The 26,431-nt window shown below is 68.1% G+C and carries 23 protein-coding genes and 1 tRNA gene; 19 read left to right on the forward strand and 5 right to left on the reverse strand.

Going from position 1 to position 26,431, the window contains the following annotated elements:
* The first annotated feature begins 104 nt into the window (after positions 1-104).
* The 13 genes from AC1RLW_RS03655 (at position 105) to AC1RLW_RS03715 (ending at position 13,710) form a co-directional block, all read left to right on the forward strand.
* A complete protein-coding gene (locus AC1RLW_RS03655) occupies positions 105-932 on the forward strand; it encodes an IclR family transcriptional regulator (RefSeq protein ID WP_159271724.1) in 828 nt (275 codons plus the stop codon).
* Positions 933-1,080: 148 nt separating this feature from the next.
* Positions 1,081-1,737, forward strand: coding sequence for a TRAP transporter small permease subunit (locus tag AC1RLW_RS03660; RefSeq protein ID WP_493192236.1), 657 nt, complete (start codon positions 1,081-1,083; stop codon positions 1,735-1,737).
* Positions 1,734-3,041, forward strand: a complete 1,308-nt coding sequence (locus AC1RLW_RS03665; RefSeq protein ID WP_062482466.1) for a TRAP transporter large permease — start codon at positions 1,734-1,736, stop codon at positions 3,039-3,041. The genes AC1RLW_RS03660 and AC1RLW_RS03665 overlap by 4 nt, the downstream gene beginning before the upstream one ends.
* Positions 3,042-3,096: 55 nt before the next feature.
* The gene (locus AC1RLW_RS03670; RefSeq protein WP_493192237.1) at positions 3,097-4,137 is read left to right on the forward strand and encodes a TRAP transporter substrate-binding protein; all 1,041 of its coding nucleotides are present in this window, start codon (positions 3,097-3,099) and stop codon (positions 4,135-4,137) included.
* Between the two features lie 6 nt (positions 4,138-4,143).
* On the forward strand, positions 4,144-5,520 hold the full coding sequence (locus AC1RLW_RS03675) for an amidase (RefSeq protein ID WP_493192238.1): 1,377 nt from the start codon (positions 4,144-4,146) through the stop codon (positions 5,518-5,520).
* Positions 5,496-6,290, forward strand: a complete 795-nt coding sequence (locus AC1RLW_RS03680) for a 2-keto-4-pentenoate hydratase (RefSeq protein WP_493192239.1) — start codon at positions 5,496-5,498, stop codon at positions 6,288-6,290. Before AC1RLW_RS03675 ends, AC1RLW_RS03680 begins: the two co-directional genes overlap by 25 nt.
* A 32-nt stretch (positions 6,291-6,322) precedes the next feature.
* Complete coding sequence (locus tag AC1RLW_RS03685; protein ID WP_493192240.1) at positions 6,323-7,093, forward strand: fumarylacetoacetate hydrolase family protein; 771 nt, start codon at positions 6,323-6,325, stop codon at positions 7,091-7,093.
* Between the two features lie 38 nt (positions 7,094-7,131).
* On the forward strand, positions 7,132-8,358 hold the full coding sequence (locus AC1RLW_RS03690; RefSeq protein WP_493192241.1) for a pyridoxal-phosphate-dependent aminotransferase family protein: 1,227 nt from the start codon (positions 7,132-7,134) through the stop codon (positions 8,356-8,358).
* 218 nt (positions 8,359-8,576) lie between these two features.
* The gene (locus AC1RLW_RS03695) at positions 8,577-9,902 is read left to right on the forward strand and encodes an MFS transporter (RefSeq protein WP_062482552.1); all 1,326 of its coding nucleotides are present in this window, start codon (positions 8,577-8,579) and stop codon (positions 9,900-9,902) included.
* 25 nt (positions 9,903-9,927) lie between these two features.
* Entirely contained in the window at positions 9,928-10,656 is a 729-nt protein-coding gene (locus tag AC1RLW_RS03700; protein WP_493192242.1) for a maleate cis-trans isomerase family protein, read from the forward strand.
* A 46-nt stretch (positions 10,657-10,702) separates the two neighbouring features.
* Complete coding sequence (gene hydA / locus AC1RLW_RS03705; RefSeq protein WP_307588420.1) at positions 10,703-12,130, forward strand: dihydropyrimidinase; 1,428 nt, start codon at positions 10,703-10,705, stop codon at positions 12,128-12,130.
* A gap of 16 nt (positions 12,131-12,146) precedes the next feature.
* A complete protein-coding gene (locus AC1RLW_RS03710) occupies positions 12,147-12,908 on the forward strand; it encodes an aspartate/glutamate racemase family protein (RefSeq protein WP_159271731.1) in 762 nt (253 codons plus the stop codon).
* Positions 12,909-12,966: 58 nt separating this feature from the next.
* Complete coding sequence (locus AC1RLW_RS03715; RefSeq protein WP_447744332.1) at positions 12,967-13,710, forward strand: GntR family transcriptional regulator; 744 nt, start codon at positions 12,967-12,969, stop codon at positions 13,708-13,710.
* Positions 13,711-13,825: 115 nt separating this feature from the next.
* On the opposite strand, the gene AC1RLW_RS03720 is transcribed toward AC1RLW_RS03715, so the two are convergent.
* The 3 genes from AC1RLW_RS03720 to AC1RLW_RS03730 all read right to left on the reverse strand — a co-directional run bounded on the left by AC1RLW_RS03720 (position 13,826) and on the right by AC1RLW_RS03730 (position 15,366).
* Positions 13,826-13,916 (reverse strand) — tRNA-Ser (locus AC1RLW_RS03720).
* 35 nt (positions 13,917-13,951) lie between these two features.
* A complete protein-coding gene (locus AC1RLW_RS03725) occupies positions 13,952-14,881 on the reverse strand; it encodes an SPFH domain-containing protein (protein ID WP_056580537.1) in 930 nt (309 codons plus the stop codon).
* A 59-nt stretch (positions 14,882-14,940) separates the two neighbouring features.
* Complete coding sequence (locus AC1RLW_RS03730) at positions 14,941-15,366, reverse strand: NfeD family protein (protein WP_493192243.1); 426 nt, start codon at positions 15,364-15,366, stop codon at positions 14,941-14,943.
* A gap of 216 nt (positions 15,367-15,582) precedes the next feature.
* Between AC1RLW_RS03730 and AC1RLW_RS03735 the strand changes: the two genes are divergently transcribed.
* Positions 15,583-17,880 (forward strand): Orn/Lys/Arg family decarboxylase, encoded by a 2,298-nt coding sequence (locus AC1RLW_RS03735; protein ID WP_354342081.1) that lies wholly within the window; start codon positions 15,583-15,585, stop codon positions 17,878-17,880.
* 46 nt (positions 17,881-17,926) lie between these two features.
* On the opposite strand, the gene AC1RLW_RS03740 is transcribed toward AC1RLW_RS03735, so the two are convergent.
* Together AC1RLW_RS03740 and fabI are read right to left on the reverse strand one after the other, a co-directional pair.
* Positions 17,927-18,775, reverse strand: a complete 849-nt coding sequence (locus tag AC1RLW_RS03740) for a DNA ligase (protein WP_493192244.1) — start codon at positions 18,773-18,775, stop codon at positions 17,927-17,929.
* Positions 18,776-18,806: 31 nt separating this feature from the next.
* Positions 18,807-19,589 (reverse strand): enoyl-ACP reductase FabI, encoded by a 783-nt coding sequence (gene fabI, locus AC1RLW_RS03745; RefSeq protein WP_062479830.1) that lies wholly within the window; start codon positions 19,587-19,589, stop codon positions 18,807-18,809.
* 37 nt (positions 19,590-19,626) lie between these two features.
* On the opposite strand from fabI, the gene AC1RLW_RS03750 reads away from it, so the two are divergent.
* Genes AC1RLW_RS03750 through AC1RLW_RS03770 form a run of 5 tightly spaced genes read left to right on the forward strand, consistent with a single transcriptional unit; the run spans position 19,627 to position 26,391 of the window.
* Positions 19,627-21,459 carry an extracellular solute-binding protein gene (locus AC1RLW_RS03750; RefSeq protein WP_159271736.1) on the forward strand — a complete coding sequence of 611 codons (1,833 nt, stop codon included), beginning with the start codon at positions 19,627-19,629 and terminating at the stop codon, positions 21,457-21,459.
* Between the two features lie 16 nt (positions 21,460-21,475).
* Positions 21,476-22,489 (forward strand): microcin C ABC transporter permease YejB, encoded by a 1,014-nt coding sequence (locus AC1RLW_RS03755; RefSeq protein ID WP_062479827.1) that lies wholly within the window; start codon positions 21,476-21,478, stop codon positions 22,487-22,489.
* Entirely contained in the window at positions 22,482-23,525 is a 1,044-nt protein-coding gene (locus tag AC1RLW_RS03760) for an ABC transporter permease (protein WP_062479825.1), read from the forward strand. Before AC1RLW_RS03755 ends, AC1RLW_RS03760 begins: the two co-directional genes overlap by 8 nt.
* Entirely contained in the window at positions 23,522-25,162 is a 1,641-nt protein-coding gene (locus AC1RLW_RS03765; protein WP_159271737.1) for an ABC transporter ATP-binding protein, read from the forward strand. The genes AC1RLW_RS03760 and AC1RLW_RS03765 overlap by 4 nt, the downstream gene beginning before the upstream one ends.
* Positions 25,163-25,182: 20 nt before the next feature.
* Complete coding sequence (locus AC1RLW_RS03770) at positions 25,183-26,391, forward strand: YbfB/YjiJ family MFS transporter (protein WP_159271738.1); 1,209 nt, start codon at positions 25,183-25,185, stop codon at positions 26,389-26,391.
* The last annotated feature ends 40 nt before the right edge of the window (positions 26,392-26,431 follow it).

A 26,431-nucleotide genomic window follows, 5' to 3' on the forward strand; every position in this document is an offset into this window, starting at 1 on the left:
GTGCAAACACCGTGGTTGACAGATCGTTTGTCGCAGACCATCGGCGGCCAGATCGCGTGCCGGACGGGCAGGCCGGATGGCACGCAATTTGCACAAGGCACGCCATGACAGCCAGCTCGCCGCGCACCTCCGCCAAGGCCCCCAAGGTCACCCGTATCGACCGCGACAACGACAGCACCGTGCAGTCGCTCACGCGCGCCATGCAGCTGCTCGAACTCCTCGCGGAGGACGACGAAGGCTTCCGGCTGGTCGACATCGCGGCGCACACGGGCCTGTCGTCGTCCACCGCGCACCGGCTGCTCACCACGCTCGAGCAGCGGCGCTTCGTGCAGTTCGATCGCGAGACGAATCTCTGGTACGTGGGCGTGCGCTGCTTCTCGGTGGGCGCGGCCTTCGGGCGCCGCCGGCGTATCGCGCACCTGGCGCTGCCGGTGATGCGTCGGCTGCGCGACAGCACCGGCGAGAGCATCAACCTGGGCATTGCCGACCTGGGCGACATCGTGTTCGTCACGCAGGTCGAGAGCCGCGAACTCATGCGCGCCATCGGCAAGCCGGGCTTCCGTGCGCCGCTGCATGGCACCGCGATGGGGCAGGCGATCCTGGCGGCGATGTCGGAAGACGACGTGCTGCAGTACCTGCGCACCTACGGTCTGCCCAAGCTCACCAACAACACGATCGCGCGCGCCTCGCGGCTGCACGAAACGCTGGGCGAAGTGCGCCGCGCGGGCCATGCGATCGACGACGAGCAGAACGCCGTCGGCCTGCGCTGCATTGCCGCCGCCATCCGCGACGAGCACGGCCAGCCCTTCGGCGCGATCTCGCTGGTCGGTCCGACGCAGCGCATCAAGAGCACCGACTTCCCGCACCTGGGCGCCACCGTGCGCGCCGCCGCCGACGAGATCACCGCCGCCTACGGCGGTCGCGCCCGCTGAGGCGCGTGCATTCCACTGGCGCAGCGCGCCAAGTGCTTGATTCCTAAGCCGTTTTTTCGACCGTCCCGCGCAGCGGGATAGTCCGCTGCGCGCGTGCGGCGCGCGCTCCAATGGCTTGCCCTTCAACCGCACCTCCTTGCAAAAAACCATGAAAACATTGCTTCCACAGCACGGCATCAGCCGAACGCTGACGCGGGTTTGCGACTGGACCGTGATCGCCTGCGGCTGGTGGCTGATCGCGCTGTCCGTCATGACCTGCGTCGAAATGCTCGGCCGCAAGGTGTTCTCGTTCAGCCTGCAGGGCATCGACGAGATCGGCTCGTACACCTACGGCATCGTCGGCGCCTTCGGCTTCGCCTATACGCTGATCACGCGCAGCCACACGCGGGTCGACTTCCTGCTGTCGCGCTTCTCGGTCGGCACGCGCGCGCTGCTCAACATGCTCGCGATGGTGAGCCTCGCACTGCTGTCGGTGCTGTGCCTCTGGCGCGGCTACAACGTCGTGGTCGAGAGCATCGAGCTGCAAAGCACGGCCGCCACGCCGCTCGCCACGCCGATGTGGATTCCGCAATCGATCTGGCTCGGCGGCTACCTGATGTTCGCGCTGGTCGCCGCCTGGGCGGCCTTCGATGCACTGCGCCTGTTCGTGCGGCGCCGCACGGGCGAACTCAACGAGCGCTTCGGGCCGCAGACGCTCGAGGAAGAGATCGAGGCCGAAACAGAGGTCCAGATCAAGAGCCCGGCGCAGCCACCCACCGAACACGCCGCCGCCCAAGTCACCAACGCCACCGGAGTCGCCTCGTGATCGGGCCGCTCGAAATCCTGGCCGGCCTGGCCATCATGCTGGGCCTGATGTTCCTGGGCTTCCATGTCGCGACCACGATGCTGGTCGTCGGCCTGCTCGGGTCGCTGATCCACTTCGGCATGCCCGCCATCAACGCCGTCGGCGAGCAGCTCTGGGCCGCCGGCGAAGACTACCTGCTGCTGTCGATCCCGCTGTACATCCTGCTGGGCGAGATCCTGATGCGCGGCGGTGCCACCGACAAGATGTACCAGTCGCTGGGCCAGTGGCTCAACCGCATGCCGGGCGGGCTGCTGCACACCAACATCGGCGCCTCGGCGCTGTTCTCCGCGGTGTCGGGCTCGTCGGTGGCGACCGCGGCCACCATCTCGACCGTGGCGCTGCCCGCCTTCAAGAACCGCAACTACGACCAGCGCATGGTGCTGGGCACCATCGCCGCCGGCGCCAGCCTGGGCAACCTGATTCCGCCCGGGGTGGCTTTCATCATCTACGGCTCGATGACCAACACCTCGGCGGCGCGGCTGTACATGGCCGGCATCCTGCCCGGCGCGATCATGACGGTGCTGTTCTTGCTCACGATCCTGGCGATCTGCGTGTGGCGGCCGTCGGTGGCGGGCATCCGCGAGGGCCGCACCGCGCTGGCGGAGAAGCTGCGCCACTCGGTGCACCTGCTGGGCCCGCTGGCCGTGTTCGCGGTGGTGATGGGCGGCATCTACACGGGCTGGGCCACCGTCACCGAAAGCGCGGCGCTGGGCGTGATCGTCTGCCTGCCCATCGCGGCGGGCTACCGCAAGCTGAACGTTTCGATGCTGCACGAGTGCTTCCGCTCGACCATGCGGCTCACCGCGATGACGGCGCTGATCCTGGTGGCGGCGCTGTACCTGAACTTCGTGCTCTCGATGCTGGGCGTGCCGCAGGCGCTGGCCAGCCTCATCAAGTCGGCCGACGTGTCGCCCATCATGCTGCTGTGGATGCTGGCAGCGCTGTACCTGGTGCTCGGCATCGCGCTGGAGACGATGCCGATGCTGGTCGGCACGCTGCCGGTGGTGTTCCCCATCGTGCAGGCCGCGGGCATCGACCCGGTGTTCTTCGGCGTCTTCATGGTGCTGATGTGCGAGATCTCGCTGATCAGCCCGCCGATCGGCATGACGCTGTACGTGATCCAGGGCGTGCGCGGCGAAGGCTCGATCAACGACGTGTTCCAGGGCACCTTGCCCTTCTTCGTCGCCATGGTCGTGATGACCGCGATCCTGATCCACAACCCCTGGATCGCGACCTACCTGCCGAACCTGCTGTTCGGCAAGTGACGGTACTTTTTTCTCCCGCTCTCGAATCACCTTTCAACCTTTCAAGGAGTCAGGCATGCAACTGAAATTCGTTCTCCCGCTGATCGCGGCCACCCTGGCGCTGGCACTGCCGGCGCAGGCGGACAACGCCCGCCTGCGCGTGGCCGGCAACCTGGTGGCCACCGGGCTGATCCAGCAGACCAAGGAGCAACCCTTCTTCGAGAACTTCGCGAAGAACACGGGGCTGCCGATCGACGCCGACTACAAGCCGATGGACGTGCTGGGCGTGAAAGACGCCGATGGCCTGCGCGTGCTGAAGTCGGGCCTGTTCGACATCGTCACCCTGCGCCTGGCGCAGGTGTCGCGCGACGAGCCCTTCTTCCTGGGCCCCGACATCGTGGGCCTGTCGACCGACTACGAGGTGGCGCGCAAGGTGGTCGATGCCTACCGCGACGCCTTCGACAAGCGGCTGCAGGAGCGCCACGGCGGCAAGCTGCTGGGCATCTATCCCTTCGGTCCGCAGGTGGTGTTCTGCAAGGTCGCGATCGGTGGCCTGGCCGACCTGAAGGGCAAGAAGGTGCGCGTGTACGACCAGTCGCTCGCCAAGTTCATCGAGAAGCTCGGCGGCATTCCCGTGACCATTCCCTTCGGCGAGACGCAGCAGGCGCTGGAGCGCGGCGTGACCGACTGCGCCATCACCGGCCCGAGCTCGGCCAACTCGGCGGGCTGGCCCGAGGTCACCACGCACTTCATGCCGATCGGCTTCCAGATCGCGCTGAACGCGTATGCGATCAACCTGCAGAAGTGGAACGCGCTGAGCGCCGAGCAGAAGGTGAAGCTCACCGACGCCTTCCGCAAGTTCGAGACCGAGGTGTGGGGTTACTCGAAGGAGCTGTTCGACGATGCGTCGCGCTGCAATGTCGGCAAGGAGCCGTGCAAGACCGTCAAGAAGTTCGCGATGAAGGACGTGCCGGTGAAGCCGGGCGACCAGCAGATGATCCGCGACGCGCTGACCACGGTGTCGCTGCCGATCTGGAGCGAACTCTGCGACAAGTCCTACGACAAGTGCTCGGCCACCTGGAAGCAGGTCGTCGGCCCGGTGGTCGGTCTCAAGTAGCCCGGTATGCCATCGCTCTGGCAACTCACCGCGACCGAGCTCGCCGCAGGCTTTCGCGATGCGGCGTTCACCCCGACCGACGCGCTGCATGCCTGCCTGCAGCGCAGCGCCGAGGTCAACCCGCGGCTGAACGCGCTCATCACGCTCGACAGCGAAGGCGCCACGCATGCGGCCGAGCAGAGCACCGCACGCTGGCGCAGCGGCCGGGCGCTGGGCGCGCTCGACGGCGTGCCCGTCACCATCAAGGACAACCTGCAGGTGCGCGGCCTGCCGACGCACTGGGGCAGCCGCGCGCTGGCCGGTGGCGTGGCCGAGCGCGACGAGCTGCCGGTGGCCAGGCTGCGCGAGGCCGGCGCCGTGATCTTCGGCAAGACCAACGTGCCCGAGTTCACGATGCAGGGCTACACCGACAACCCGGTGTTCGGCCCCACCGGCAACCCGTGGGACCCGGCGCTCACGCCCGGCGGTTCCTCGGGCGGCGCGGTGGCGCTGGTGGCCGCGGGCGGCTGCCCCATTGCACTGGGCACCGACGGCGGCGGCTCGATCCGCCGGCCGGCCTCGCACACCAACCTCGTCGGCTTCAAGCCCTCGCGCGCTCGCGTGCCGCGCGGCGACGGGCTGCCGCCGATCTTCCTGGGCTTCGAGGTCGCAGGACCGATCGCGCGCAGCGTGGCCGACGTGGCGGCGGTGATGCAGGTGATCGGCGACCGGCCGGTGGAGGAGGGCGCGGGCCCGCAGCGCGCGCGCATTCTCTTCATTCCGCGCTTCGGCGATCACCCGGTCGATCCGCAGATCGCGGCGCTCACCGAGGTCGCCGCGCGCCACATGACCGAACTGGGCCACGAGGTCACGACGGCGCAGGATTTCGGCATCGCCGAGGCGGTCAACCAGCGCTGGCCGCTGCTGGCGCAGGTCGGGCTGGCCTGGCTGGTCGCGCATCCGCAGGAGCTGTCGAGCCGGCCCTTCGACGCAACGCTGTTCGGCCCTGCGATGCAGGCGAACGCCGAGAACGGCCGCAAGGCCAGCGCGAGCGAGCTGTTCGAGCTGCTGTACGAAGCCGAGCGGCTGCGCAACACGCTGGCGCAGCTGTTCGACCGCTACGACTTCCTGCTCACGCCCGCCGCCGCCGCGTTGCCCTGGCCCGCCGGCGAGACGCATCCCACGCGCATCGACGGGCGCGAGGTCGGCCCGCGCGGCCACGCGGTGTTCGCCGGCTTCGCGAACGCCGTGGGCCTGCCCGCCATCGCGCTGCCGTGCGGCTTTGCGGGGCCGCTGCCGGTCGGCGTGCAGCTCGTGGCGCGCGAAGGCGCGGACGACGCCTTGCTCGCGCTCGCGCGCTCGTTCGAACAGGCCCATCCGTGGCGGCGCTTCCCCGCGTTGTGACGCTGGCCGAGGCCGTGGCGGCGCAGCTCGCGCCGGCCGAGGCCGCGCAGGCGCTGTGCCGCGCGCGGCGCGACGGGCGGCGCGTGATGTCCTCGCTGCTGCCGTCGCACGACCGGCGCGCTGCCTACGCCATCCAGGACGCGACGCTGGCGGAGCTTGGCACGGTCGGCGGCTGGAAGGTCGGCGCGAGCGCGCCGGGCCGCGAGCCCGTGTGCGCGCCGCTGCCGGCCGAAGGGCTGGTGCCCGGCGGCGCGTCGCTGGTCGGCGGCGCATGGCATCTGCGCGGCGTCGAGGCCGAGCTCGCGTTCCGCCTCGGCGCCGACCTGCCGCCGCGTGGGTTGCCCTACACGCGCGACGAGGTGGCTGATGCCATCGCCGAAGTGCTGCCCGTGATCGAGGTGGCCGAGACCCGCCTGATCGACTGGCTCGACGCCAGCCCCTCGGCGCTGCTGGCCGACCTGCTGTGCCACGGCGGCCTGGTGCTCGGCGAGCCCGCGCCCTTCGAGCGGTCATGGCTCGACCTCGCGCGCACCGAGGTCGTGATGCATTTCGACGCGCAGGTCGTCGCCCACACGGTCGGGGAGCACACGCACCCTGACGTCGGCGCGCTGCTCGTGTGGCTGGCCAACGAAGGTGCGGCGCGGGGCCAAGGCCTGCGGGCCGGCCAGGTCGTGACGACCGGTTCGTGCACCGGCATGTTGTTCGCCTCGCAGGGCACAGCCGTGCGGGCGGAAGTGAAGGGGCTTGCGCCGTTGCACGCGCGCTTCTGATTTCTTTCCTGGGATCAATGGAGGAACCCGATATGTCCCATTCAACGATCGACGCGGTGGCGCAGGCGCTGGTGCGTGCGCGCGGCGCGCACGTCGCGAGCCCGGCGGCCGACGTGGCCGGAGGGCTCGCGCAGGCCGACGAGGCCTACGCCGTGCAGCAGCAGGTGGCGCAGGCGCTCGGCTGGTTCGGTGCGGCGCCGCCCCGCTACTGGAAGGCCGGCGGCCCGTCGCGCGATGCCGTGCTGACGCATGCGCCGCTGCCGCCGCGCGGCGTGTGGACCAGCCCGGCCAGGGCCGGCGACTGGCCGTTCCACCTCCGCGGCATCGAGGCCGAGATCGCACTGCGACTCGGGCGCGACGTCGATGCGGCCCTGGCATCGACGCTGGATGTCGACAGCGCACGCGCGCTGGTCGACGCCATGACGGTCTCGATCGAGATCGTCGATTCCCGCTGGCAGGAGGCCCTCGACGCGCCCGCGCTGTGCAAGCTGGCTGACCTGCAATCGCACGGCGCGCTGGTGCTCGGCGAGTGGGTGCCGTTCGTGGCCCGCGACTGGGCCGCGCAGGCCTGCGAGGTGCGCATCGGCGCGCGGGCGAGCGTGGTGCGCCGCGGCACGCATTCGCTCGGCGACCCGGCCTGGCTGCTGCCCGCGTGGCTGCGCCATGCCACGCGCCACGGCCAGACCGTCGCGGCCGGCACCGTCGTCACGACCGGCACCTGGGTCGGCATTCTCGAAGCGGGCGAGGGCGACCTCGTCACCGCCGAATTCCCGGGCATCGGCCACGCGTCGGTGCAGCTCTAGCACTTTCCACAACCCATCCAGAACGGAGACAACCCCCAATGATCGCGCTCGACAACCACCCCAGCGGCCGCCACTTCCTGCAGATCCCGGGCCCCAGCCCCGTGCCCGACCGCATCCTGCGGGCCATCAGCCTGCCGACCATCGACCATCGCGGGCCCGAGTTCGCCACGCTGGGCAAGAAGGTCATCGGCGGGTTGCAGCAGGTATTCCAGACCCGGCACCCGGTCGTCGTCTATCCCGCGTCGGGCACCGGCGCGTGGGAGGCTGCGCTGGTCAACGTGATGAGCCCGGGCGACCACGTGCTGATGTTCGAGACCGGCCACTTCGCGACGCTGTGGCAGAAGATGGCGCGCCGGCTCGGCCTGGAGCCCGAGTTCCTCGCGCTCGAAGGCACCGACGAGACCGGCCTGCCGCGCAGCTGGCGCCACGGCGTGCAGGCCGACCTGATCGAGCAGCGCTTGCGCCAGGACGCTGCCCATCACATCAAGGCTGTGTGCGTGGTGCACAACGAGACCTCGACGGGCGTCACCTCCGACATCGCCGCGGTGCGCCGCGCGATCGATGCGGCGGGCCATCCGGCGCTGCTGATGGTCGACACCATCTCGGGCCTGGCGAGCGCCGACTACCGGCACGACGAGTGGGGCGTGGACGTCACCGTCAGCGGCTCGCAGAAGGGCCTCATGCTGCCGCCGGGCATCAGCTTCAACGCGGTGTCGCCCAAGGCGCTCGAGGTGGCGAAGACGGCGCGGCTGCCCAAAGCCTTCTGGGCCTGGGACGAGATCATCGAGATGAACCAGGGCGGCTACTGGCCCTACACGCCGAGCACGAACCTGCTGTACGGGCTGAGCGAGGCGCTGGACATGGTGCTCGAACAGGGCCTGCCCGTGATCTTTGCGCGCCACCAGCGCTGGGGCCGGGGCGTGCGCGCCGCCGTGCAGGCTTGGGGCCTGCCGACGCAGTGCGCCGACGAGCGCGTGCACTCGCCCGTGCTGACCGGCGTCATCACGCCGCAGGGCGTCGATGCCGACGCGCTGCGCCGCCTCATCCACCAGCGCTTCGACCTCTCGCTGGGCGCGGGCCTGGGCAAGCTGCGGGGCCGCATGTTCCGCATCGGGCACCTGGGCGACTGCAACGACCTGACGCTGATGGCCGCATTGACGGGCATCGAGATGGGTTTCAAGCTGGCCGGCGTGCCGGTGGCCGGAAGCGGGGTGCTGGCGGCCATGGCGTACTTTGCGCAAACACCGGCCGCCAACGCCGCCTGATCCCTCGGGAAGGGGCTGCGGTCTAGGTGTTTGCCACTATCGTCAACAAGATTGTCAACATTGATGTTGACGTTAATTTCGACAAAGCCTAAATTCCGCTCCACAGCCTCGGTGGTGCACTGGACCGGACCAGCCCGACCCGCGACTGCAAAGTTCGCCAGCGTGCCGGGTCGTTTCCTTGCAAGCTGGCATCCGTGCCACTGCAAGGAGACAAACCGATGCAAAACACCATGACGGACGGCGCCAAGGCGACCGCCGCAGCACCCGACGCCGCCCTCCAGCCCACCAAGGTGCGCTGGAAGATCTTCCTGATGATGTTGTTCCTGATTTCGATCAACTACATCGATCGGGCTTCGCTCTCGGTGGCCATGCCGCTGATCGCCAAGGAATTCGACATCGGCCCGGCCGTGCAGGGCCTGCTGCTCAGTTCCTTCTTCTGGACCTACGCGCTGATGCAGATCCCGGGCGGCATGCTGGCCGACCGCTTCGGCCCGCGCGTCGTCATTGCCGGCGCCACCGTGGGCTGGGGCTTCTTCCAGGCCATCGCCGCGGCCTGCACCGGCTGGGTGCCCCTGCTGCTCACGCGGCTGGGCCTGGGCGCGGCCGAGGCGCCGATCTACCCGGCGGGCGGCAAGCTCAACGGCATCTGGATGACGCAGACCGAACGCGGGCGCGGCGCCACCTTGCTCGACGGCGGCGCGCCCCTGGGCGCGGCGCTGGGCGCGATCCTGATCTCGGCGCTGATCGCCGTGCTCGGCTCGTGGCGCCTGGCCTTCGTGATCGCCGGTGTCGGCACCGTCATCGCCGGCTACTTCGCCTGGCGCTACATCCGCAACCATCCGCGCCAGCATCCCGACGTGAACGAAGCCGAGGCGCGCTACATCGAGGCCAGCCACGCCGCCGACGCCGCCAAGGAATCGGCCAATGCGAGCGGGCGCGTGCTCGACTTCTTCCGCTACCGCTCGGTGTGGGGCATGTTCTTCGGCTGGATGTGCTTCAACGCGCTGTTCTACGGCCTGCTCACCTGGATGCCCAACTACCTGTCGAAGGTGCACGGCTTCGACATCAAGCAGATGGGTGGCGCGGTGTTCATCATGTTCTTCTCGGGCTTCGTCGGCGAAATGTTCGGCGGCTGGCTGGCCGACAAATGGATGGCGGCCGGCGCGTCGCAGAGCAAGGTGCTGCGCACGCTGTTCGGCATCTCGTCGATCATCGCGACCATCGCCATCTTCATGGTGACGCGGATCACGGACCCGGTCGCCGTCGTGGTGCTGCTGTCGGTCACGCTGTTCTTCCTGCGCTGGTGCGGCCTGTTCTGGTGCGTGCCGTCGATCCTCGGCACGCGTGCCCGGGTCGGCTTCCTGGGCGGCACCATGAACCTGGGCGGCAACGTGGCGGGCATCGGCGTGCCGATCGTGGTCGGCCTCATCGTGCAGGCCACCGGCTCGTACTTCATGGCGCTCATGCTGTTCACCGCAGCCGGCGCGGGCCTGTTTGTCTGCTCGACGATGCTGATCGACTACAGCAAGAAGCTGCCGGTCTGAGGCCAACCACCCCGACGTCCATCACATGACCTCTCGCAAACTCATCGGCGTGCTCACGCCTTCCTCGAACACGGCGCTCGAACCGCTGACCAGCGCGATGGTCGCGGCCGTGCCCGGCGTCTCGGCGCATTTCTCGCGCTTCACCGTCACCGAGATCTCGATGCGCGATGCATCGCTGAACCAGTTCGACGACAGCAAGATCCTCGAGGCCGCGCGGCTGCTGACCGACGCGCGCGTCGACACCATCTGCTGGAGCGGCACCTCGGCCAGCTGGCTCGGCTTCGAGAAAGACCAGGCGCTGTGCGCGCGCATCACCGAGGCCACCGGCATCCCGGCGACCACCTCGGTGCTGGCGCTCAACGAACTGCTGGCCGCGCAGGGCGCGCGCACGCTGGGGCTGGTGTCGCCGTACGTCGAGGACGTGCAGCGGCGCATCGTCGCCAACTACGCGGGCATCGGCATCGACTGCGTGGCCGAACGCCACCTGGACCTGACGGTGAACTTCTCGTTCAGCGAGGTCGAGCCCGACACGCTGCGCCGCATGCTGCGCGAGGTGGCGCAGCAACGCCCCGACGCCATCACCATCATGTGCACCAACCTCAGCGGCGCGCAGCTGGTCGAGGAGATGGAGCGCGAGCTCGGCATCCCGATCTACGACTCGGTGGCCACCGTGGTCTGGCGCGCGCTGAAGACGGTCGGCGTCGCGCCGGGCGCGGTGAAGGGCTGGGGCCGGCTGTTCGACGCGAACGCCTGAGTGTTCGCCACCGTCCCCGACACAGACAGAAAAGCAAAGAAAGACCATGACCTTCCGCGACCTCGATCTCGTGGTGCGCAACGCCCGCGTTGCCACCGCCAGCGACACCTTCGATTCGGACATCGGCATCGCCGGCGGCCGCATCGTGCAGCTCGGCCTCGGCCTGCCGCCCGGCCGGCAGGAGATCGACGCCGCCGGCCGCTACGTGACGCCGGGCGGCGTCGACGCCCACTGCCACCTCGACCAGCCGATGGAGCCGCCCGTGCGCATGGCCGACGACTTCGGCTCGGGCACCCGCGCCGCGGCCTGCGGCGGCACCACCACCGTGATTCCGTTTGCTGCGCAGCAGAAGGGCCAGTCGCTGCGCGCCGCCGTGCAGGACTACCACCAGCGCGCCGAGGGCCGTGCCCACGTCGACCATGCGTTCCACCTGATCGTGAGCGACCCGACCGAGGAAGTGCTCAAGCACGAGCTGCCGCAACTCATCGCCGAGGGCTACACCTCGTTCAAGATCTACATGACCTACGACGATCTGAAGCTGGACGACGGCCAGATCCTCGACGTGCTGTCGGTGGCGAGAGAGCAGGGCGCGATGGCCATGATCCATGCCGAGAACGCCGACTGCATCGAGTGGCTGACCAAGCGGCTCGAAGCCAGCGGGCGCACCGCGCCGCGCTTTCATGCGCACTCGCGGCCGATGCTGGTGGAGCGCGAGGCGACGCACCGCGCCATCGCGCTGTCGGAGCTGGTCGACGTGCCGATCATGATCGTGCACGTGTCGGGGCGCGAAGCCGTCGAGCAGATCCGCTGGGCGCGCGCGCACGGCCTGAGCGTGTTCGCCGAAACCTGTCCGCAGTATTTGTTCCTGACCGCCGAAGACCTGGGCATCGACGACAGCTACCAGGGCGCACGGTGCGTCTGCAGCCCGCCGCCGCGCAATCGCGAGAACCAGCAGGTGATCTGGAACGGGCTGTCCGACGGGCTGTTCACGATCTTCTCGTCGGACCATGCGCCGTTCCGCTACGACGCGCCCGAGGGCAAGAAGCCCGGCGGCGAAGAGGTCGCGTTCCGCCACATCCCGAACGGCATTCCGGGCATCGAGACGCGGCTGCCGCTCTTGTTCTCGCACGGCGTGCTCGACGGGCGCATCACCATCAACAAGTTCGTCGAGCTGACGTCCACCAATCCCGCCAAGGCCTACGGGCTGCACCCGCGCAAGGGCACGATCGCCGTGGGCGCCGATGCCGACCTCGTGGTCTGGGGCACCACGCCGCGCGCCATCCGCAACGCCGACCTGCACCACGACGTCGACTACACGCCCTACGAGGGCATCGAGGTGAAGGCCTGGCCGGCGCTGACGCTGGCGCGCGGCGAGGTCGTGTGGGACGGCGAACGCTTCCATCCGCGCGCCGGACGCGGAGAATTCCTGCGCCGGGGCGAGCCCACCTTGCTGCCGAGCCGCCGACCCGCCTGAACCTGGAGCCATCGCCATGAACCTGCTGCTCATCAACCCCAACACCTCGCAAAGCGTCTCCGACCTGATCGCGGCCGAGGCCCGGCGCGCGGCCGCGAGCGACACGCACATCGAGGTGCTCACGGCGCCCTTCGGCGTGGCCTACATCGAGACGCGTTTCGAATCGCTGATCGGCGCCTACGCCGCCGCCACGCTCGCGGCCGAGCACCACACGCGGCACGACGCCATCGTGGTCGCGGCCTTCGGCGACCCCGGCATCGACGGCCTGCGCGAGGCGCTCGACATCCCCGTGGTCGGCCTCACCGAAGCCGCGCTCATGAGCGCGTGCCTGTTGGGGAAGCGCTTCTCGATCGTGGCGATCTCGCGGCGCATCACGGCCTGGTACCGCGAGTGCGTTCAGGCCAACGGCCTCATCGACCGGCTGGCGAGCATCCGCAGCCTGGACGGTCCGCTCAAGGACATCGGCCACGTGCAGGACGACCACGGCCAGCGCCTGGAGGCCCTGTGCATGTCGGCCATCGAGGACGACGGCGCGGACGTGATCATCATTGCCGGCGCGCCGCTGGCGGGCCTGGCGCGCTCGATCAAGGACCGCATTCCGGTTCCCGTGGTCGACGGCGTGTCGAGCGCCGTGTGCCATGCGCAGACGCTCGTCTCGCTGGCACCTGCACCGGCGCGCCTGGGCAGTTTTGCGCCGCCGCCGATCAAGCCGAACCACGGGCTGCCCGAGGCTTTGGCACGGCTCCTGGCACGCGACGGCGCCCGCGCGCCAGGCTGAGGTCGCGGGCCCCGTGACGCTCTGCAGCCTCGAGGGGGCGTCGATAGAATCGGCGCCGATGCCCACCAAAGCCCCAGCCCGCAAGACCAGCGCGAACGGCGCGACTGGCGCCACCGGCACGACCGGTGCCACCCCCGTCCGCGAACACAGCGTCGACGAGATCGCCGAGAAGATCTCGGCCGCCATCCTGGAACACCGTCTCGCGCCGGGCACGAAGCTGGGCGAAGACCGGCTGGCCACGATCTTCGCGACCAGCCGCGCCAAGGTGCGCGAGGTGCTGGCCCGGCTGGCGCACGAACAGATCGTCGAGCTGGTGCCGCAGCGCGGTGCCTTCGTCGCCAAGCCCACCATCGAGCAGGCCCAGGACGTGTTCGAGGCGCGCCGCCTCATCGAGCCCGGCGTGCTGCGCCGCCTCATCCGCACGCTCGACGACGCCAAGCGGGAGCGCCTGCAACGCCACATCGAGCTCGAGGCCGACGCACGGCGCCGCGACGACAAGCGTGCCATCGTGCGGCTGTCGGGCGAGTTCCATGTGCTGCTGGCCGAGCTGGCCGGCAACTCGGCGCTGGCGCGCTCGATGCGCGAGCTGTCGGTGCTGACCTGCCTGATCATCTCGCTGTACGACGCCCCCACGGCCACCAGCTGCCGCGCCGACGAGCACGAGGAGATCGTCGCCGCCGTGAACCGCGGCGACGCCGCACGGGCCGAGAAGCTGATGCTGCATCACCTCGACCACATCGAGCAGAGCCTGAAGCTGGACGACAGCGCGGAAGAGGTCGATCTCGAAAGCGTGTTCAGCTGAACCGGAGGAGGTCGGGCAACGGCATGCCCGATGTCCGCAAGATATAGGCAAGCCCATTGCGGGTGCCCAACAAACAAAAAGCCCCAGCAGCTTGGCAGCTACTGGGGCATCGTTTTGGCGGAGCAGGCGGGATTCGAACCCGCGGAGGGCTATTAACCCTCACACGCTTTCCAGGCGTGCGACTTAAACCGCTCATCCACCGCTCCTGAGCCCACGATTGTAGCGCGGGTTTTCAGCCGTTTCAGTTCGGGCCGGCGCTTTTCCCGGTTTGGATCATGCGCATGGCCGACGAGATCAGCGCGGCCGTCTCGGTCATGTTGCTCGGCACGATGAGCGTGGTCTTCGAATCGGCGGCCACCTTGCCGTAGGCATCGACGGCGCGCTCGGCCACCTTCAGCTGCACGGCCTGTTCGCCGCCCGGCTGGCGGATGGCGGCGGCCACGCGCTCGATGGCGTCTGCGGTGGCGGTGGCCACGGCCGTGATGGCAGCGGCTTCACCTTGCGCGTTGTTGATCTGCGCCTGCTTCTCGCCCTCGGAGCGGGCAATGAAGGCTTCTCGTTCGCCGGTGGCGATGTTGATCTGTTCCTGGCGACGGCCTTCCGAGGCGGCGATGAGCGCGCGCTTGCCGCGTTCGGCGGTGATCTGCGCCTGCATGGCCAAGAGGATTTCCTTGGGCGGCGTCAGGTCCTTGATTTCGTAGCGCAGCACCTTCACGCCCCAGTTGAGCGCGGCCTCGTCGATCGCGGCCACCACCTGGGCGTTGATGACGTCGCGCTCCTCGAAAGTCTTGTCGAGCTCGAGCTTGCCGATCACGCTGCGCAGCGAGGTCTGTGCGAGCTGGGTCACGGCCACGATGTAGTTCGACGAGCCGTAGCTGGCGCGCATCGGGTCGGTCACCTGGAAGTACAGGATGCCGTCGACCTGCAGCTGCGTGTTGTCGCGCGTGATGCAGATCTGGCTGGGCACGTCGAGCGGGATTTCCTTCAGGCTGTGCTTGTAGGCCACGCGGTCGATGAACGGGATCAGGAAGTTCGGGCCGGGCGTCATGGTGCCGTGGTACTTGCCCAGGCGCTCGCGCACCCATGCGTTCTGCTGCGGCACGAACTTGACCGACTGGCTGATGAAGATGATCGCGATGACCAGGATGATGAGAGGAACTGAAAATTCCATGGTGTGCTTCCTTTTCGAATGCGTTTTTCTGACTGACCGATTGAACTGTTAGATCTCTGCTAGATCTTGTCGACCACGAGGCGGCTGCCGACCACCTCGACCACGCGGTGTTCGCCGGTGGAGGGCGCATGGCCCGCGCGCAGCACGACGGTCCATTGCGAACCGCGGTAGCGCACGGTGGCGGTGCCGTCGAGGTTCCAGGCATCGACGTACACGCTCTCGCCGATGTCCAGGTTGAGGTCGCGGTTGGCCTCGCTGGAGGGCTCGGCAGGGCGGTTGCGGCGGATCAGGTACCAGGTCACGACCGAGCCCACGCCGACCACGGCGGCCACCAGCAGCTGCGTGACGAGGCCGAAGCCCAGGTGCGCGGCGATGGCTGCGGCGGCGAAGCCGGTGGCCAGCAGCAGCAGGTACACCGTGCCGGACAACAACTCGGCCACGATGGCCGCGCCTGCGATCAACCACCAGAAGGTGGGATTTCCCATGGCAACTCCTCTCTTCTTTTGTTACTTGGACCTTCGCCATTCTGCGGCATGGCGCGCCATGCGCCTGTGTCGCGTAGGGATATGGCGCCCGCCGGGGCTGCTCGGGCCGGCGTGCCCTGCGGGGCTTGCAGGCGCCCGACGCAATCCGTCATCCGAATTCCGTACACTTCGCGCCTCGCTCATTGCCTGTCTGACTGCCTGTCCGGAGCCCTGCTCATGAAATTCCGCTTTCCCATCGTCATCATCGACGAGGACTTCCGCTCCGAAAACACTTCGGGCCTCGGCATCCGCGCGCTCGCGCAGGCCTTCGAAAGCGAGGGCTTCGAGGTGCTGGGCGTCACGAGCTACGGCGACCTGAGCCAGTTCGCGCAGCAGCAAAGCCGCGCCAGCGCCTTCATCCTGTCGATCGACGACGAAGAGTTCTCGGTCGGCCCCGACCTCGACCCGGCCGTGCTGAGCCTGCGCAGCTTCATCGGCGAGGTGCGTCGCAAGAACGCCGACGTGCCGATCTACATCTACGGCGAGACCAAGACCTCGCGCCACATCCCGAACGACATCCTGCGCGAGCTGCACGGCTTCATCCACATGTTCGAGGACACCCCCGAATTCGTGGCGCGCCACATCATCCGCGAGGCCAAGAGCTACCTGGAAGGCGTGCAACCGCCGTTCTTCAAGGCGCTGATCGACTACGCCGAAGACGGTTCGTACTCCTGGCACTGCCCGGGCCACTCGGGCGGCGTGGCGTTCCTGAAGAGCCCGGTGGGCCAGATGTTCCACCAGTTCTTCGGCGAGAACATGCTGCGCGCCGACGTCTGCAACGCGGTGGAAGAACTGGGCCAGCTGCTCGACCACACCGGCCCGGTGGCGGCCAGCGAGCGCAATGCGGCGCGCATCTTCAATGCCGACCACTGCTTCTTCGTGACCAACGGCACCAGCACCAGCAACAAGATGGTGTGGCACCACACGGTGGCGCCCGACGACGTGGTGGTGGTCGACCGCAACTGCCACAAGTCGATCCTGCACGCGATCATCATGACCGGCGCGATTCCGGTGTTCATGAAGCCCACGCGCAACCACTTCGGCATCATCGGCCCGATTCCGAAAAGCGAGTTTGAGCAGAGCGCCATCAAGGCCAAGATCAAGGCCAACCCGCTGCTCGCCGACGTCGATCCGAACAAGGTCAAGCCGCGCGTGATGACGCTCACCCAGTCGACCTACGACGGCGTGATCTACAACACCGAGACCATCAAGAACATGCTCGACGGCTACGTCGACACGCTGCACTTCGACGAGGCCTGGCTGCCGCACGCTGCCTTCCACCCGTTCTACGGCGCCTACCACGCGATGGGCAAGCGCCGCGTGCGCCCGAAGGAATCGCTGGTGTTCGCCACGCAGTCGACGCACAAGCTGCTGGCCGGCATCAGCCAGGCCAGCCACGTGCTGGTGCAGGACTCGCAGAACCGCGCGCTGGACCGCGACCTCTTCAACGAGGCCTACCTGATGCACTCGTCGACCAGCCCGCAGTACGCGATCATCGCGAGCTGCGACGTGGCCGCCGCCATGATGGAGCCGCCCGGCGGCACCGCGCTGGTGGAAGAGAGCATCCTGGAAGCGCTCGACTTCCGCCGCGCCATGCGCAAGGTCGAGGAAGAGTTCGGCAAGGACGAGTGGTGGTTCAAGGTCTGGGGCCCCGAGAAGCTCGTCGACGAAGGCATCGGCCGCGCCGAAGACTGGATCATGCACGGCGAGAAGAACGGCAAGCCCAAGAGCAAGAAGTCGCCGCGCAACTGGCACGGCTTCGGTGAGCTGGCCGACGGCTTCAACATGCTCGACCCGATCAAGTCGACCATCGTGACGCCGGGCCTGGACCTGGAAGGCAACTTTGCCGAGACCGGCATCCCCGCCAGCGTGGTGACCAAGTTCCTGGCCGAGCACGGCGTGATCGTGGAGAAGACGGGCCTGTACAGCTTCTTCATCATGTTCACCATCGGCATCACCAAGGGCCGCTGGAACACGCTGCTCACGGCGCTGCAGCAGTTCAAGGACGACTACGCGCGCAACCAGCCGATGTGGCGCATCCTGCCCGAGTTCTGCCAGCAGCACCCGGGCTACGAACGCCTGGGCCTGCGCGACCTGTGCCAGCACATCCACCAGCTGTACGCGCGCTACGACGTGGCTCGCCTCACGACCGAGATGTACCTGAGCGACCTCACGCCGGCCATGAAGCCCAGCGACGCCTTCGCCCACATCGCGCACCGCAAGACCGAGCGCGTGGAGATCGACGAGCTCGAAGGCCGCATCACCACCAGCCTGATCACGCCGTACCCGCCGGGCATTCCGCTGCTCATCCCGGGCGAAGTGTTCAACAAGAAGATCGTCGACTACCTCAAGTTCTCGCGCGAGTTCAACCTGCAGTGCCCGGGTTTCGAGACCGACATCCACGGCCTGGTGGCGCGCATCGACGAGACCGGCAAGAAGCGGTACTACGCGGACTGCGTGCGTCAGACCAGCTGAGAAAAAAGGACGTGCCCCGGTGGGGGCACGGTCTGCGAAGGCCGGGCTAGCCTTCGCGCACCCGCATGAAGCGCGCGAACTTCGGCAACCCGCTCGGGTGCGTGCCGTTGTAGCGGTAGGTCACCAGGCTGCCAATCGGCGGTGGCTGGTCGCGCTCGGCGTCGGTCAGGCCGGTGCCGAGCCGGAAGCGCTGGCCGTCGGGCATCTCGACCATCAACGCGCCGAGCCGGCCGTGGTGCTTGCCCTTGCCAGGCAGGTGCGCGACCACGCGGGCCTCGGCGTCTTCGAAGGGCTTGACCTTGAGCAGGTCGTTGTTGCGCTCGCCGCGGTACATCGACGCGCCCCGGTGCAGCATCAGGCCTTCGCCGCCCATCTTCACGGTCTTGTCGAGCAGCGCCTGCAGGTCCTCGTGCGTGGTCGCGGGCTGCTGCGGCACGGCCATCACCCAGGGCGCGTCGGTGATCGGCAGCAGCTTGCGCAGCGCCGCGAGGCGGGTGTTGAAGTCCCCGTCCTGGGCCGGCAGATCGAACACCATGAAACGGATCTCGTGCCAGGCGGTGTCGCTGGGCGTCTGGCTGCGCACGGTCGACATCGTGTGGTTGAAGCGGCCACGCCCCGCCCACAGTTCGCCGTCGAGCGGCTGCTTGGGCAGCGAGGCGGTGAACCAGGCCGGTGCCATGACGGGCTCGCCGCCGCGGGTCCAGAGCTTCTGGCCGTCCCAGTAGCCGCGCACGCCGTCGAATTTCTCGCTGACCCAGTAGCCCGCGAGCGACATGCCGGGGCGGTACACCTCGGCCAGCATCAGGGCGGGCGCGGCGGCGCGCGCGAACGCGGCGCGACCCGAGAGGGCTGCGCCCAGTCCCGCGAACAGGAGGAGGGTGCGTCGGTTCAACACGGTGGCAGGCGCTGGGAGCCGAGAGGGGAAATTACTCCGCCATGCCTCCGACCACGTTGCTGAAGCCGCCGTCCACGTAGGTGATCTCGGCGGTCACGCCGCTGGCGAGGTCGCTCAGCAGGAAGGCAGCCACGTTGCCGACTTCCTCGATGGTCACGTTGCGGCGGATCGGCGAGGCGTCGGCCACGGCCGTGAGGATCTTGCTGAAGCTCTTGATGCCGCTGGCGGCGAGCGTCTTGATGGGGCCGGCGCTGATGCCGTTCACGCGCATGCCCTTCGGGCCGAGCGAGGCGGCGGTGTAGCGCACCGACGCTTCGAGCGAGGCCTTGGCCAGGCCCATGGTGTTGTAGTTGGGCAGTGCGCGCTCGGCACCCAGGTAGGTCAGCGTGAGCAGGGCCGACTTGTCGTTGAGGTAGGGCAGGGCCGCCTTGGCCATGGCCGGGAAGCTGTACGCACTGATGTCGTGCGCGATCTTGAAGCCTTCGCGCGAGAGGCCTTCCAGGAAGTCGCCGGCGATCGATTCGCGCGTGGCGAAGCCGATGCTGTGCACGAAGCCGTCGAAGGTGGGCCAAGTCTGGGCGAGGTCGGCAAAGAGCTTGTCGATCTGCGCGTCGTCGCCCACGTCGCAGTCGAAAATCAGTTTCGAGCCGAAGTCTGCGGCATATTCGGTGATACGGTCCTTGAATCGCTCGCCGACATAACTGAAGGCGAGTTCCGCGCCCTGGTCGTGACAGGCCTTGGCAATGCCATATGCAATGGAGCGATTGCTCAACACACCGGTGATCAACAGTTTCTTGCCGGAAAGAAAGCCCATGAAGTTGCCTCGTGAAAATCTTGGGCAGAATTCTCGCATGCGAGGTTGGCTGCTCTGGATGTTGGTGCTCCTGGCGCTGCCCTCGTGGGCGGCGCACGGGCTGGGCATGGGTTACGAGCCCAAGTACCCGGCGTCGTTCACGCATTTCGACTACGTGAACCCCAACGCACCCAAGGGCGGCGACCTGACCCTGTCGGCCGCCGGCAGCTTCGACAAGCTCAACCCCTTCACCTTGCGCGGCGTGCCCCCGGTGGGCATGGGCTACAGCGCCAACGGCTTCGTGTTCTCCGAGTACGGCCTGCTCTTCGACTCGCTGACCACGCCGAGCGAGGACGAGCCTTTCTCGCAGTACGGCCTGCTGGCCGAAGACATCCAGCTGGCGCCCGACCGCTTGAGCGTCACGTTCCGGCTGAACCCCAAGGCGCGGTTTTCCGACGGCTCGCCGGTGCTGGCGAAGGACGTGAAGTACTCCTTCGACACCCTGCGCAGCAAGGCGGCCGGGCCGACCTTCCGCTCGTACTGGGCCGACATCAAGGAGGCCGTGGTGACGGGCGAGCGCACCATCCGCTTCGACTTCGTGCGCCAGAACGCCGAGCTGCACATGATCATCGGTGGGCTGCCGGTGTTCTCCAGCGCCTGGGGCAAGGGCAAGCCTTTCGACCAGATCGTGACCGAGGCGCCGATCGCGAGCGGGCCGTACGTGGTGGACAGGGTCGATTTCGGCAAGTTCATCTCCTACCGCCGGCGCCCGGACTACTGGGCCGCCAATCTGCCGGTGCGCAAGGGGATGTTCAACTACGACACGGTGTCGTACCAGTATTTCAAGGACTCGCTCGGCGAGGAAGAGTCGCTCAAGGCCGGCGCGCTCGACGCGATGGAAGAGCGCTCGATCATCGCGTGGGTGCGCCGCTACAAGGGCCGCCGCTTCGACTCCGGCGAGCTGGTAAAGGAAGAGATCGCGCATCGCCGCTTCACCGGCATGCAGGGCCTGGCGCCCAACCTGCGGCAGCCGCGCTTCGCCGACATGCGCGTGCGCAGGGCGCTGGCGCTGGCCTTCGACTTCGACTGGCTCAACGCCCACCTGTTCTATGGCCGCCGCGGGCGCACCCAGAGCTATTTCCAGAACAGCGACGACCTCATGGCCCAGCCCGAGGTCAGTCCCGAGGAGCAGGCGCTGATCGACAAGCTCAAGACCCGGCAGCGCTACCTCGACAACACCAAGGGCGAGCTGCCGCGCCCCGACAGCAGCGGCGACACCGCCGAAGGCCTGCGGCGCAACCTCGTGAAGGCGCAGGAGTTGCTCAAGGAAGCCGGTTGGACCTACCGCGACGGCGCGCTGCGCGACAAGGCCGGCACGCCGTTCGTGATCACCATCGACATCGCCGACCGCAGCTCGGGCGTGGTGCTCGCGCCGTATGCGCGCAACCTCGGCAAGCTGGGCATCCGCCTGGACTACCGCCTGCGCGACCCGAGCCTGCTGAAGAAGAAGCTGGACGACTTCGATTTCGACATGGCCATCAGCCTCGTCGGTGGTTCGTCGAGCCCGGGCAACGAGCTGTACGACGACTTCGGCTCGAAATCGGCGAGCGAGAAGGGCAGCCAGAACCTGAGCGGCATCAGCGACCCGGTGGTCGACGAGATCGTCGAGGTGATCGTCAACAGCCACGACCGCGCCTCGCTCGCGGCGGCCGCGCGGCTGCTGGACCGCTACTTGCTCCACCAGCACTACATGACCCCGATGTACTACGGCAAGCAGTATTTCATTGCCCACAAGCGAAAGCTGCGTCGCCCGGACGCGCCCTTGCCGCAGCGCCTGCTGGCGGGGTCGGCGATGCTGACGATGTGGTGGATCGAGCCGAGCGCCAAGTAAGAGAACAAGAACACGCATGGCCGCCTACCTGATCCGACGCCTTCTGCTGATCGTTCCCACGCTGTTCGGCGTGCTGCTGCTCAACTTCGCCATCGTGCAGTTCGTGCCCGGCGGCCCGGCCGAGCAGCTGCTCTCGCAACTCACCAACAAGGAGAACCGCATCTCGGGCGGCCCCACCGGCCGCACGCTCGACGCCAAGCAGGTGGCCGAGATCAAGGCGCTCTACGGCTTCGACAAGCCGGCCCCCGAGCGCTTCTGGCAGATGCTCAAGCAGTTTGCTCGCTTCGACCTGGGCAAGAGCTTCTTCCAGAGCAAGGACGTGTGGCAGCTCATCAAGGAGAAGCTGCCGGTGTCGATCAGCCTGGGGCTGTGGACCTTCTTCATCAGCTACCTCATCGCGGTACCGCTGGGCGTGGCCAAGGCCGTGCGGGCGGGCTCGCGCTTCGACTTCTTCACGACGCTGCTGGTGCTCGTCGGCTACGCCATCCCGGGCTTCGTGCTGGGCGTGGCGCTGCTGGTGATCTTCGGCGGCCAGCTGCAGTGGTTCCCGCTGCGCGGGCTGACCTCGCCGAACTGGGAGTCGCTGAGCTGGGGCGCGCGCATCGTCGACTACCTGTGGCACATCACCTTGCCGGTGACCGCCATGGTGCTGGGCAGCTTCGCGATCACCGCGATGCTCACCAAGAACTCCTTCCTGGAGGAAATCCGCAAGCAGTACGTGCTGACGGCGCGCGCCAAGGGGCTGGCCGAGCGTCAGGTGCTGTGGAAGCATGTGTTCCGCAATGCGCTGATCCCTATCATCACGGGCTTTCCGACGGCGTTCATCGGCGCCTTCTTCTCGGGCGCGCTGCTGATCGAGACGCTGTTCTCGCTCGACGGCATGGGCCTGCTGAGCTACGAGAGCGTGCTGCGGCGCGACTACCCGGTGTTCCTGGGCACGCTTTATCTGTTCACGCTGATCGGGCTGGTGACCAAGCTCATCTCCGATCTTTGCTACGTCTGGGTCGATCCGAGGGTGAAGTTTGACTGAAGCCGCCGCCGTGTCCGTGAGCCCCGGGCGCCGTGCCTGGCGCCGTTTCCGCCGCAACCCGCTGGGGTTCTGGAGCCTGGTCGTCTTCTCGGCGCTGGTGGTGCTGAGCCTGTTCGCCGACGTGCTGTCCACCGACAAGCCGCTGGTGGTGCGCTACGAAGGCCAGACCTACTTTCCCGTGCTGCGCGACTATTCCGAGAAGACCTTCGGTGGCGATTTCGAAACGCCGGCCGACTACCTCGACCCCTTCATCGAGCAGCGCATCACGCAGGGCGACAACTGGGCGCTGTATGCACCCAACCGCTACGGCCCGGCCACGCTCAACTACTTCTCGAAGCCGCCGAACCCCGCCGCGCCTTCGCACGCGAACCTGCTGGGCACCGACGAACGCGGGCGCGACCTGCTGGCGCAGCTGATCTACGGCTTTCGCGTGAGCGTGCTGTTCGCACTGGCGCTCACGGTGGTCGGGGTGGTGCTGGGCATCGCGACCGGCGCCGTGCAGGGCTTCTTCGGCGGCAAGATCGACCTGACCTTCCAGCGCCTCATCGAGATCTGGAGCGCGATGCCTGAGCTGTACCTGCTGATCATCTTCAGCGCGATCTTCACGCCGAGCGTGTCGCTGCTCTTGATCCTGCTGAGCCTGTTCGGCTGGATGGGGCTGTCGGACTACGTGCGCGCGGAGTTCCTGCGCAACCGCCAGATGGACTACGTGCGCGCCGCGCGCGCGCTCGGCGTGGGCAACCTGCAGATCATGTGGCGCCACATCCTGCCCAACAGCATGGTGCCGGTCGTCACCTTCCTGCCGTTCCGCATGAGCGCGGCCATCCTGGCGCTGACCTCGCTCGACTTCCTCGGGTTGGGCGTTCCGCCCGGCACGCCGTCGCTCGGCGAGCTGCTGAGCCAGGGCAAGGGGAACATCGACGCCTGGTGGATCTCGCTGTCCACCTTCTGCGTGCTGGTCGTCACGCTGATGCTGCTGACCTTCATGGGCGACGCGCTGCGCGATGCGCTCGACCCCCGGAAGGCCGACAAATGACGACACGCGACACGACGAAGAACCAGCCCTTGCTCGACGTGAAGGGGCTGCGCGTCGCCTTCGGCGGCAAGCCGGTGGTGCATGGCATCGACCTGCAGATCGCAGCCGGCGAAAAGCTCGCGCTGGTCGGCGAGTCGGGCTCGGGCAAGACGGTCACGGCGCTGTCGCTGCTGCGGCTGGTGCAGAACGCCGACCTTGGCGGGGTGGCGACTCTCTCGGGGTCGCAGGCGCAGCGCGGTGCGCGCGACCTGCTGTCGATTCCGGAGCGCGAACTGCGCGGCATCCGCGGCAAGGAGATCGCGATGATCTTCCAGGAGCCGATGACCGCGCTCAATGCGCTGTACACCGTGGGCGACCAGATCGCCGAGGTGCTCGAACTGCACGAGGGACTGTCGGCCCGCGCCGCGCAGGAGGCCGCCGTGCAGCTGCTGGCCGACACCGGCATTCCCGAGCCGGCGCGGCGGGCGAGGTCGTATCCGCATCAGCTGTCGGGCGGGCAGCGCCAGCGCGCCATGATCGCGATGGCCCTGGCCTGCAAGCCGCGCCTGCTGCTGGCGGACGAGCCGACCACGGCGCTCGACGTCACGGTGCGTGCGCAGATCCTCGAGCTGCTGGCCGAGCTCCAGCGCAAATACGGCATGGCCGTGCTGCTCATCACCCACGACCTGAACCTGGTGCGCCGTTTCGCCGACCGCGTGGCGGTGATGGAGCGCGGCCACATCGTCGAGCATGGCCCGGTGGGCACGGTGTTCGAGGTGCCGCAGCATGCCTACACCCGCAAGCTGATCGACAGCCATCCGGCGCGCGACGTGGCCGAGGCGGCCGCCGACGGCGCGGCGCCGCCGGTGCTGGAGGCCCGGGCGCTGCGCGTGAGCTACCCAGTGTCGCGTCCCGGCTTCGCGGGCTGGTTCCACAAGGGCGAGTTCGTCGCCGTGCAGGGCGCCGATTTCCGGATCGCTCCGGGCGAAACGCTGGGCGTGGTCGGCGAATCGGGCTCTGGCAAGTCGACGCTGGCGCTGGCCGCGCTCGGCCTGCTCAAGCACCGGGGCGAACTGCAGGTGACGGGGAAGGGCTGGGCGGTGGGCCGCGCCTCCGACCTGGCGCTGCGCCGCACGATGCAGGTGGTGTTCCAGGACCCGTTCTCGTCGCTCTCGCCGCGCATGACGGTCGAGCAGATCGTGGGCGAGGGGCTGCGCGTGCATGCGCCCGAGCTCGACGCCGCGGCCCGCCGGGTGCGCGCGCTCGCGGCGCTGGCGGACGTGGGGCTGGGTGAGGCGCAGTTTCCCGCGCTGCTCGACCGCTATCCGCACGAGTTCTCGGGTGGGCAACGCCAGCGGCTGGCGATCGCCCGGGCGCTGATCGTCGATCCGCGGCTGCTGGTGCTCGACGAGCCCACCAGCGCGCTCGACGTGACCATCCAGAAGCAGGTGCTCGGCCTGCTGCAGCGGTTGCAGCGCGAGCGGGGGCTGAGCTACCTCCTGATCACCCACGACGTCGAGGTGATCCGCGCGATGGCGCATCAGGTCATCGTGATGAAGGACGGCGCGATCCTCGAATCCGGGCCGGCCTTGCGCGTTCTCGACGCTCCCGAGCATCCCTACACACAGAAGCTGGTGGCGGCGGCGCTGCTGGAATAAAAAAACGGAGACGGGTAGAAATGTCGAATATCGGACACGACCGGCGCGGGGCCTGGCGCGCGGCGCTGGCCTGCATGGTCACGCTGGCGGTGGCCATGGGCCTGGGGCGCTTCGCCTTCACGCCCATGCTGCCCATCATGCTGAGCGAGGGAAAGCTCGAGCTGGCCGGCGGCGGTTTGCTGGCGTCTCTTAATTACCTGGGCTATTTCTTCGGCGCGGTCAGCTGCGCGGCCATCGGCATCAAGGCGTCGAGCATGGTGCGCGGCGGGCTGCTGGCCACGGCGGCCTTGCTGGTCGGTATGGGGCTGCTGCACAGCTTCGTCGGCTGGGGCGTGCTGCGCGCGGCGGCCGGGGTGATGAGCGCCTGGGTCTTCGTGTTTGCCTCGGGCTGGGGGCTGCGCCGACTGGCCGAGACGAATTCGCCCATGCTGGCCGGCGTGATCTACACCGGGCCGGGCATCGGGATCGCCATGACCGGCCTGCTGGGCGGGGCGCTCGGCCGCTGGGGTTCGGAGGCGGGCTGGATCGGCCTCGGGCTGCTGGCCGTGGCGCTGATCGCGGTGATCTGGCGGGTGTTCGACGACGGCGAGCGGGCAGGGGCGCCGGCGGGCGGGGCGGCGGCGAGTCCGGCTGTTGCTGCGGGCAGCGCCTCGGGATCAGGGTCAGCCCGCAGCGATGCGATCTGGCTGGTCGCGCTCTATGGGCTGGCAGGCTTTGGTTACATCATTACGGCCACCTTCCTGCCGGTGATCGCCCGGCAGGCGCTGCCGGGATCGCCATGGCCGGATTTCTTCTGGCCGTTGTTTGGCGCGGCCATCATTCCGGGCGCATTGATCGGCGCCCGCGCCCCGGTGCATTGGGACAACCGGCTGCTGCTGGCCGCCGCTTATGCATTGCAGGCGCTCGGCGTCGTTTTTTCGGTGGCCTGGCCGACCATTGCGGGTTTTGCGCTCGGCAGCCTGCTGCTCGGCATGCCTTTCACCGCCATCACGCTTTTCGCCATGCGGGAAGCCCGACGGCTGCGCGGCAATGCCGCGGCCGGGCTGATCGGCTATGCCACGGCGTCCTACGGGGTGGGGCAGATCATCGGGCCGCTGTTTGCGGCGCCATTGGCCCAGCGCACCGGTTCTTTCGAGCTGCCTTTGCTGGTGGCGGCGGCCGCATTGGCCCTGGGCGCGGTGCTGTTTGCCGTGGTCTGGTCGAAATACCGGCGCCCTGTGGTCGCCTGAATACCGATGTCCTTCATTTATGCACGCGAATAGCATATAA

Source organism: Variovorax sp. GW822-FHT04A09 (assembly GCF_058801005.1).

Coding starts and splice junctions, on each gene's coding strand:
- AC1RLW_RS03655 (WP_159271724.1), top strand. CDS start 105: ATGACAGCCAGCTCGCCGCGCACCTCCGCCAAGGCCCCCAAGGTCACC.
- AC1RLW_RS03660 (WP_493192236.1), top strand. CDS start 1,081: ATGAAAACATTGCTTCCACAGCACGGCATCAGCCGAACGCTGACGCGG.
- AC1RLW_RS03670 (WP_493192237.1), top strand. CDS start 3,097: ATGCAACTGAAATTCGTTCTCCCGCTGATCGCGGCCACCCTGGCGCTG.
- AC1RLW_RS03675 (WP_493192238.1), top strand. CDS start 4,144: ATGCCATCGCTCTGGCAACTCACCGCGACCGAGCTCGCCGCAGGCTTT.
- AC1RLW_RS03685 (WP_493192240.1), top strand. CDS start 6,323: ATGTCCCATTCAACGATCGACGCGGTGGCGCAGGCGCTGGTGCGTGCG.
- AC1RLW_RS03690 (WP_493192241.1), top strand. CDS start 7,132: ATGATCGCGCTCGACAACCACCCCAGCGGCCGCCACTTCCTGCAGATC.
- AC1RLW_RS03695 (WP_062482552.1), top strand. CDS start 8,577: ATGCAAAACACCATGACGGACGGCGCCAAGGCGACCGCCGCAGCACCC.
- AC1RLW_RS03700 (WP_493192242.1), top strand. CDS start 9,928: ATGACCTCTCGCAAACTCATCGGCGTGCTCACGCCTTCCTCGAACACG.
- hydA (WP_307588420.1), top strand. CDS start 10,703: ATGACCTTCCGCGACCTCGATCTCGTGGTGCGCAACGCCCGCGTTGCC.
- AC1RLW_RS03710 (WP_159271731.1), top strand. CDS start 12,147: ATGAACCTGCTGCTCATCAACCCCAACACCTCGCAAAGCGTCTCCGAC.
- AC1RLW_RS03715 (WP_447744332.1), top strand. CDS start 12,967: ATGCCCACCAAAGCCCCAGCCCGCAAGACCAGCGCGAACGGCGCGACT.
- AC1RLW_RS03725 (WP_056580537.1), bottom strand. CDS start 14,881: ATGGAATTTTCAGTTCCTCTCATCATCCTGGTCATCGCGATCATCTTC.
- AC1RLW_RS03730 (WP_493192243.1), bottom strand. CDS start 15,366: ATGGGAAATCCCACCTTCTGGTGGTTGATCGCAGGCGCGGCCATCGTG.
- AC1RLW_RS03735 (WP_354342081.1), top strand. CDS start 15,583: ATGAAATTCCGCTTTCCCATCGTCATCATCGACGAGGACTTCCGCTCC.
- fabI (WP_062479830.1), bottom strand. CDS start 19,589: ATGGGCTTTCTTTCCGGCAAGAAACTGTTGATCACCGGTGTGTTGAGC.
- AC1RLW_RS03750 (WP_159271736.1), top strand. CDS start 19,627: ATGCGAGGTTGGCTGCTCTGGATGTTGGTGCTCCTGGCGCTGCCCTCG.
- AC1RLW_RS03755 (WP_062479827.1), top strand. CDS start 21,476: ATGGCCGCCTACCTGATCCGACGCCTTCTGCTGATCGTTCCCACGCTG.
- AC1RLW_RS03765 (WP_159271737.1), top strand. CDS start 23,522: ATGACGACACGCGACACGACGAAGAACCAGCCCTTGCTCGACGTGAAG.
- AC1RLW_RS03770 (WP_159271738.1), top strand. CDS start 25,183: ATGTCGAATATCGGACACGACCGGCGCGGGGCCTGGCGCGCGGCGCTG.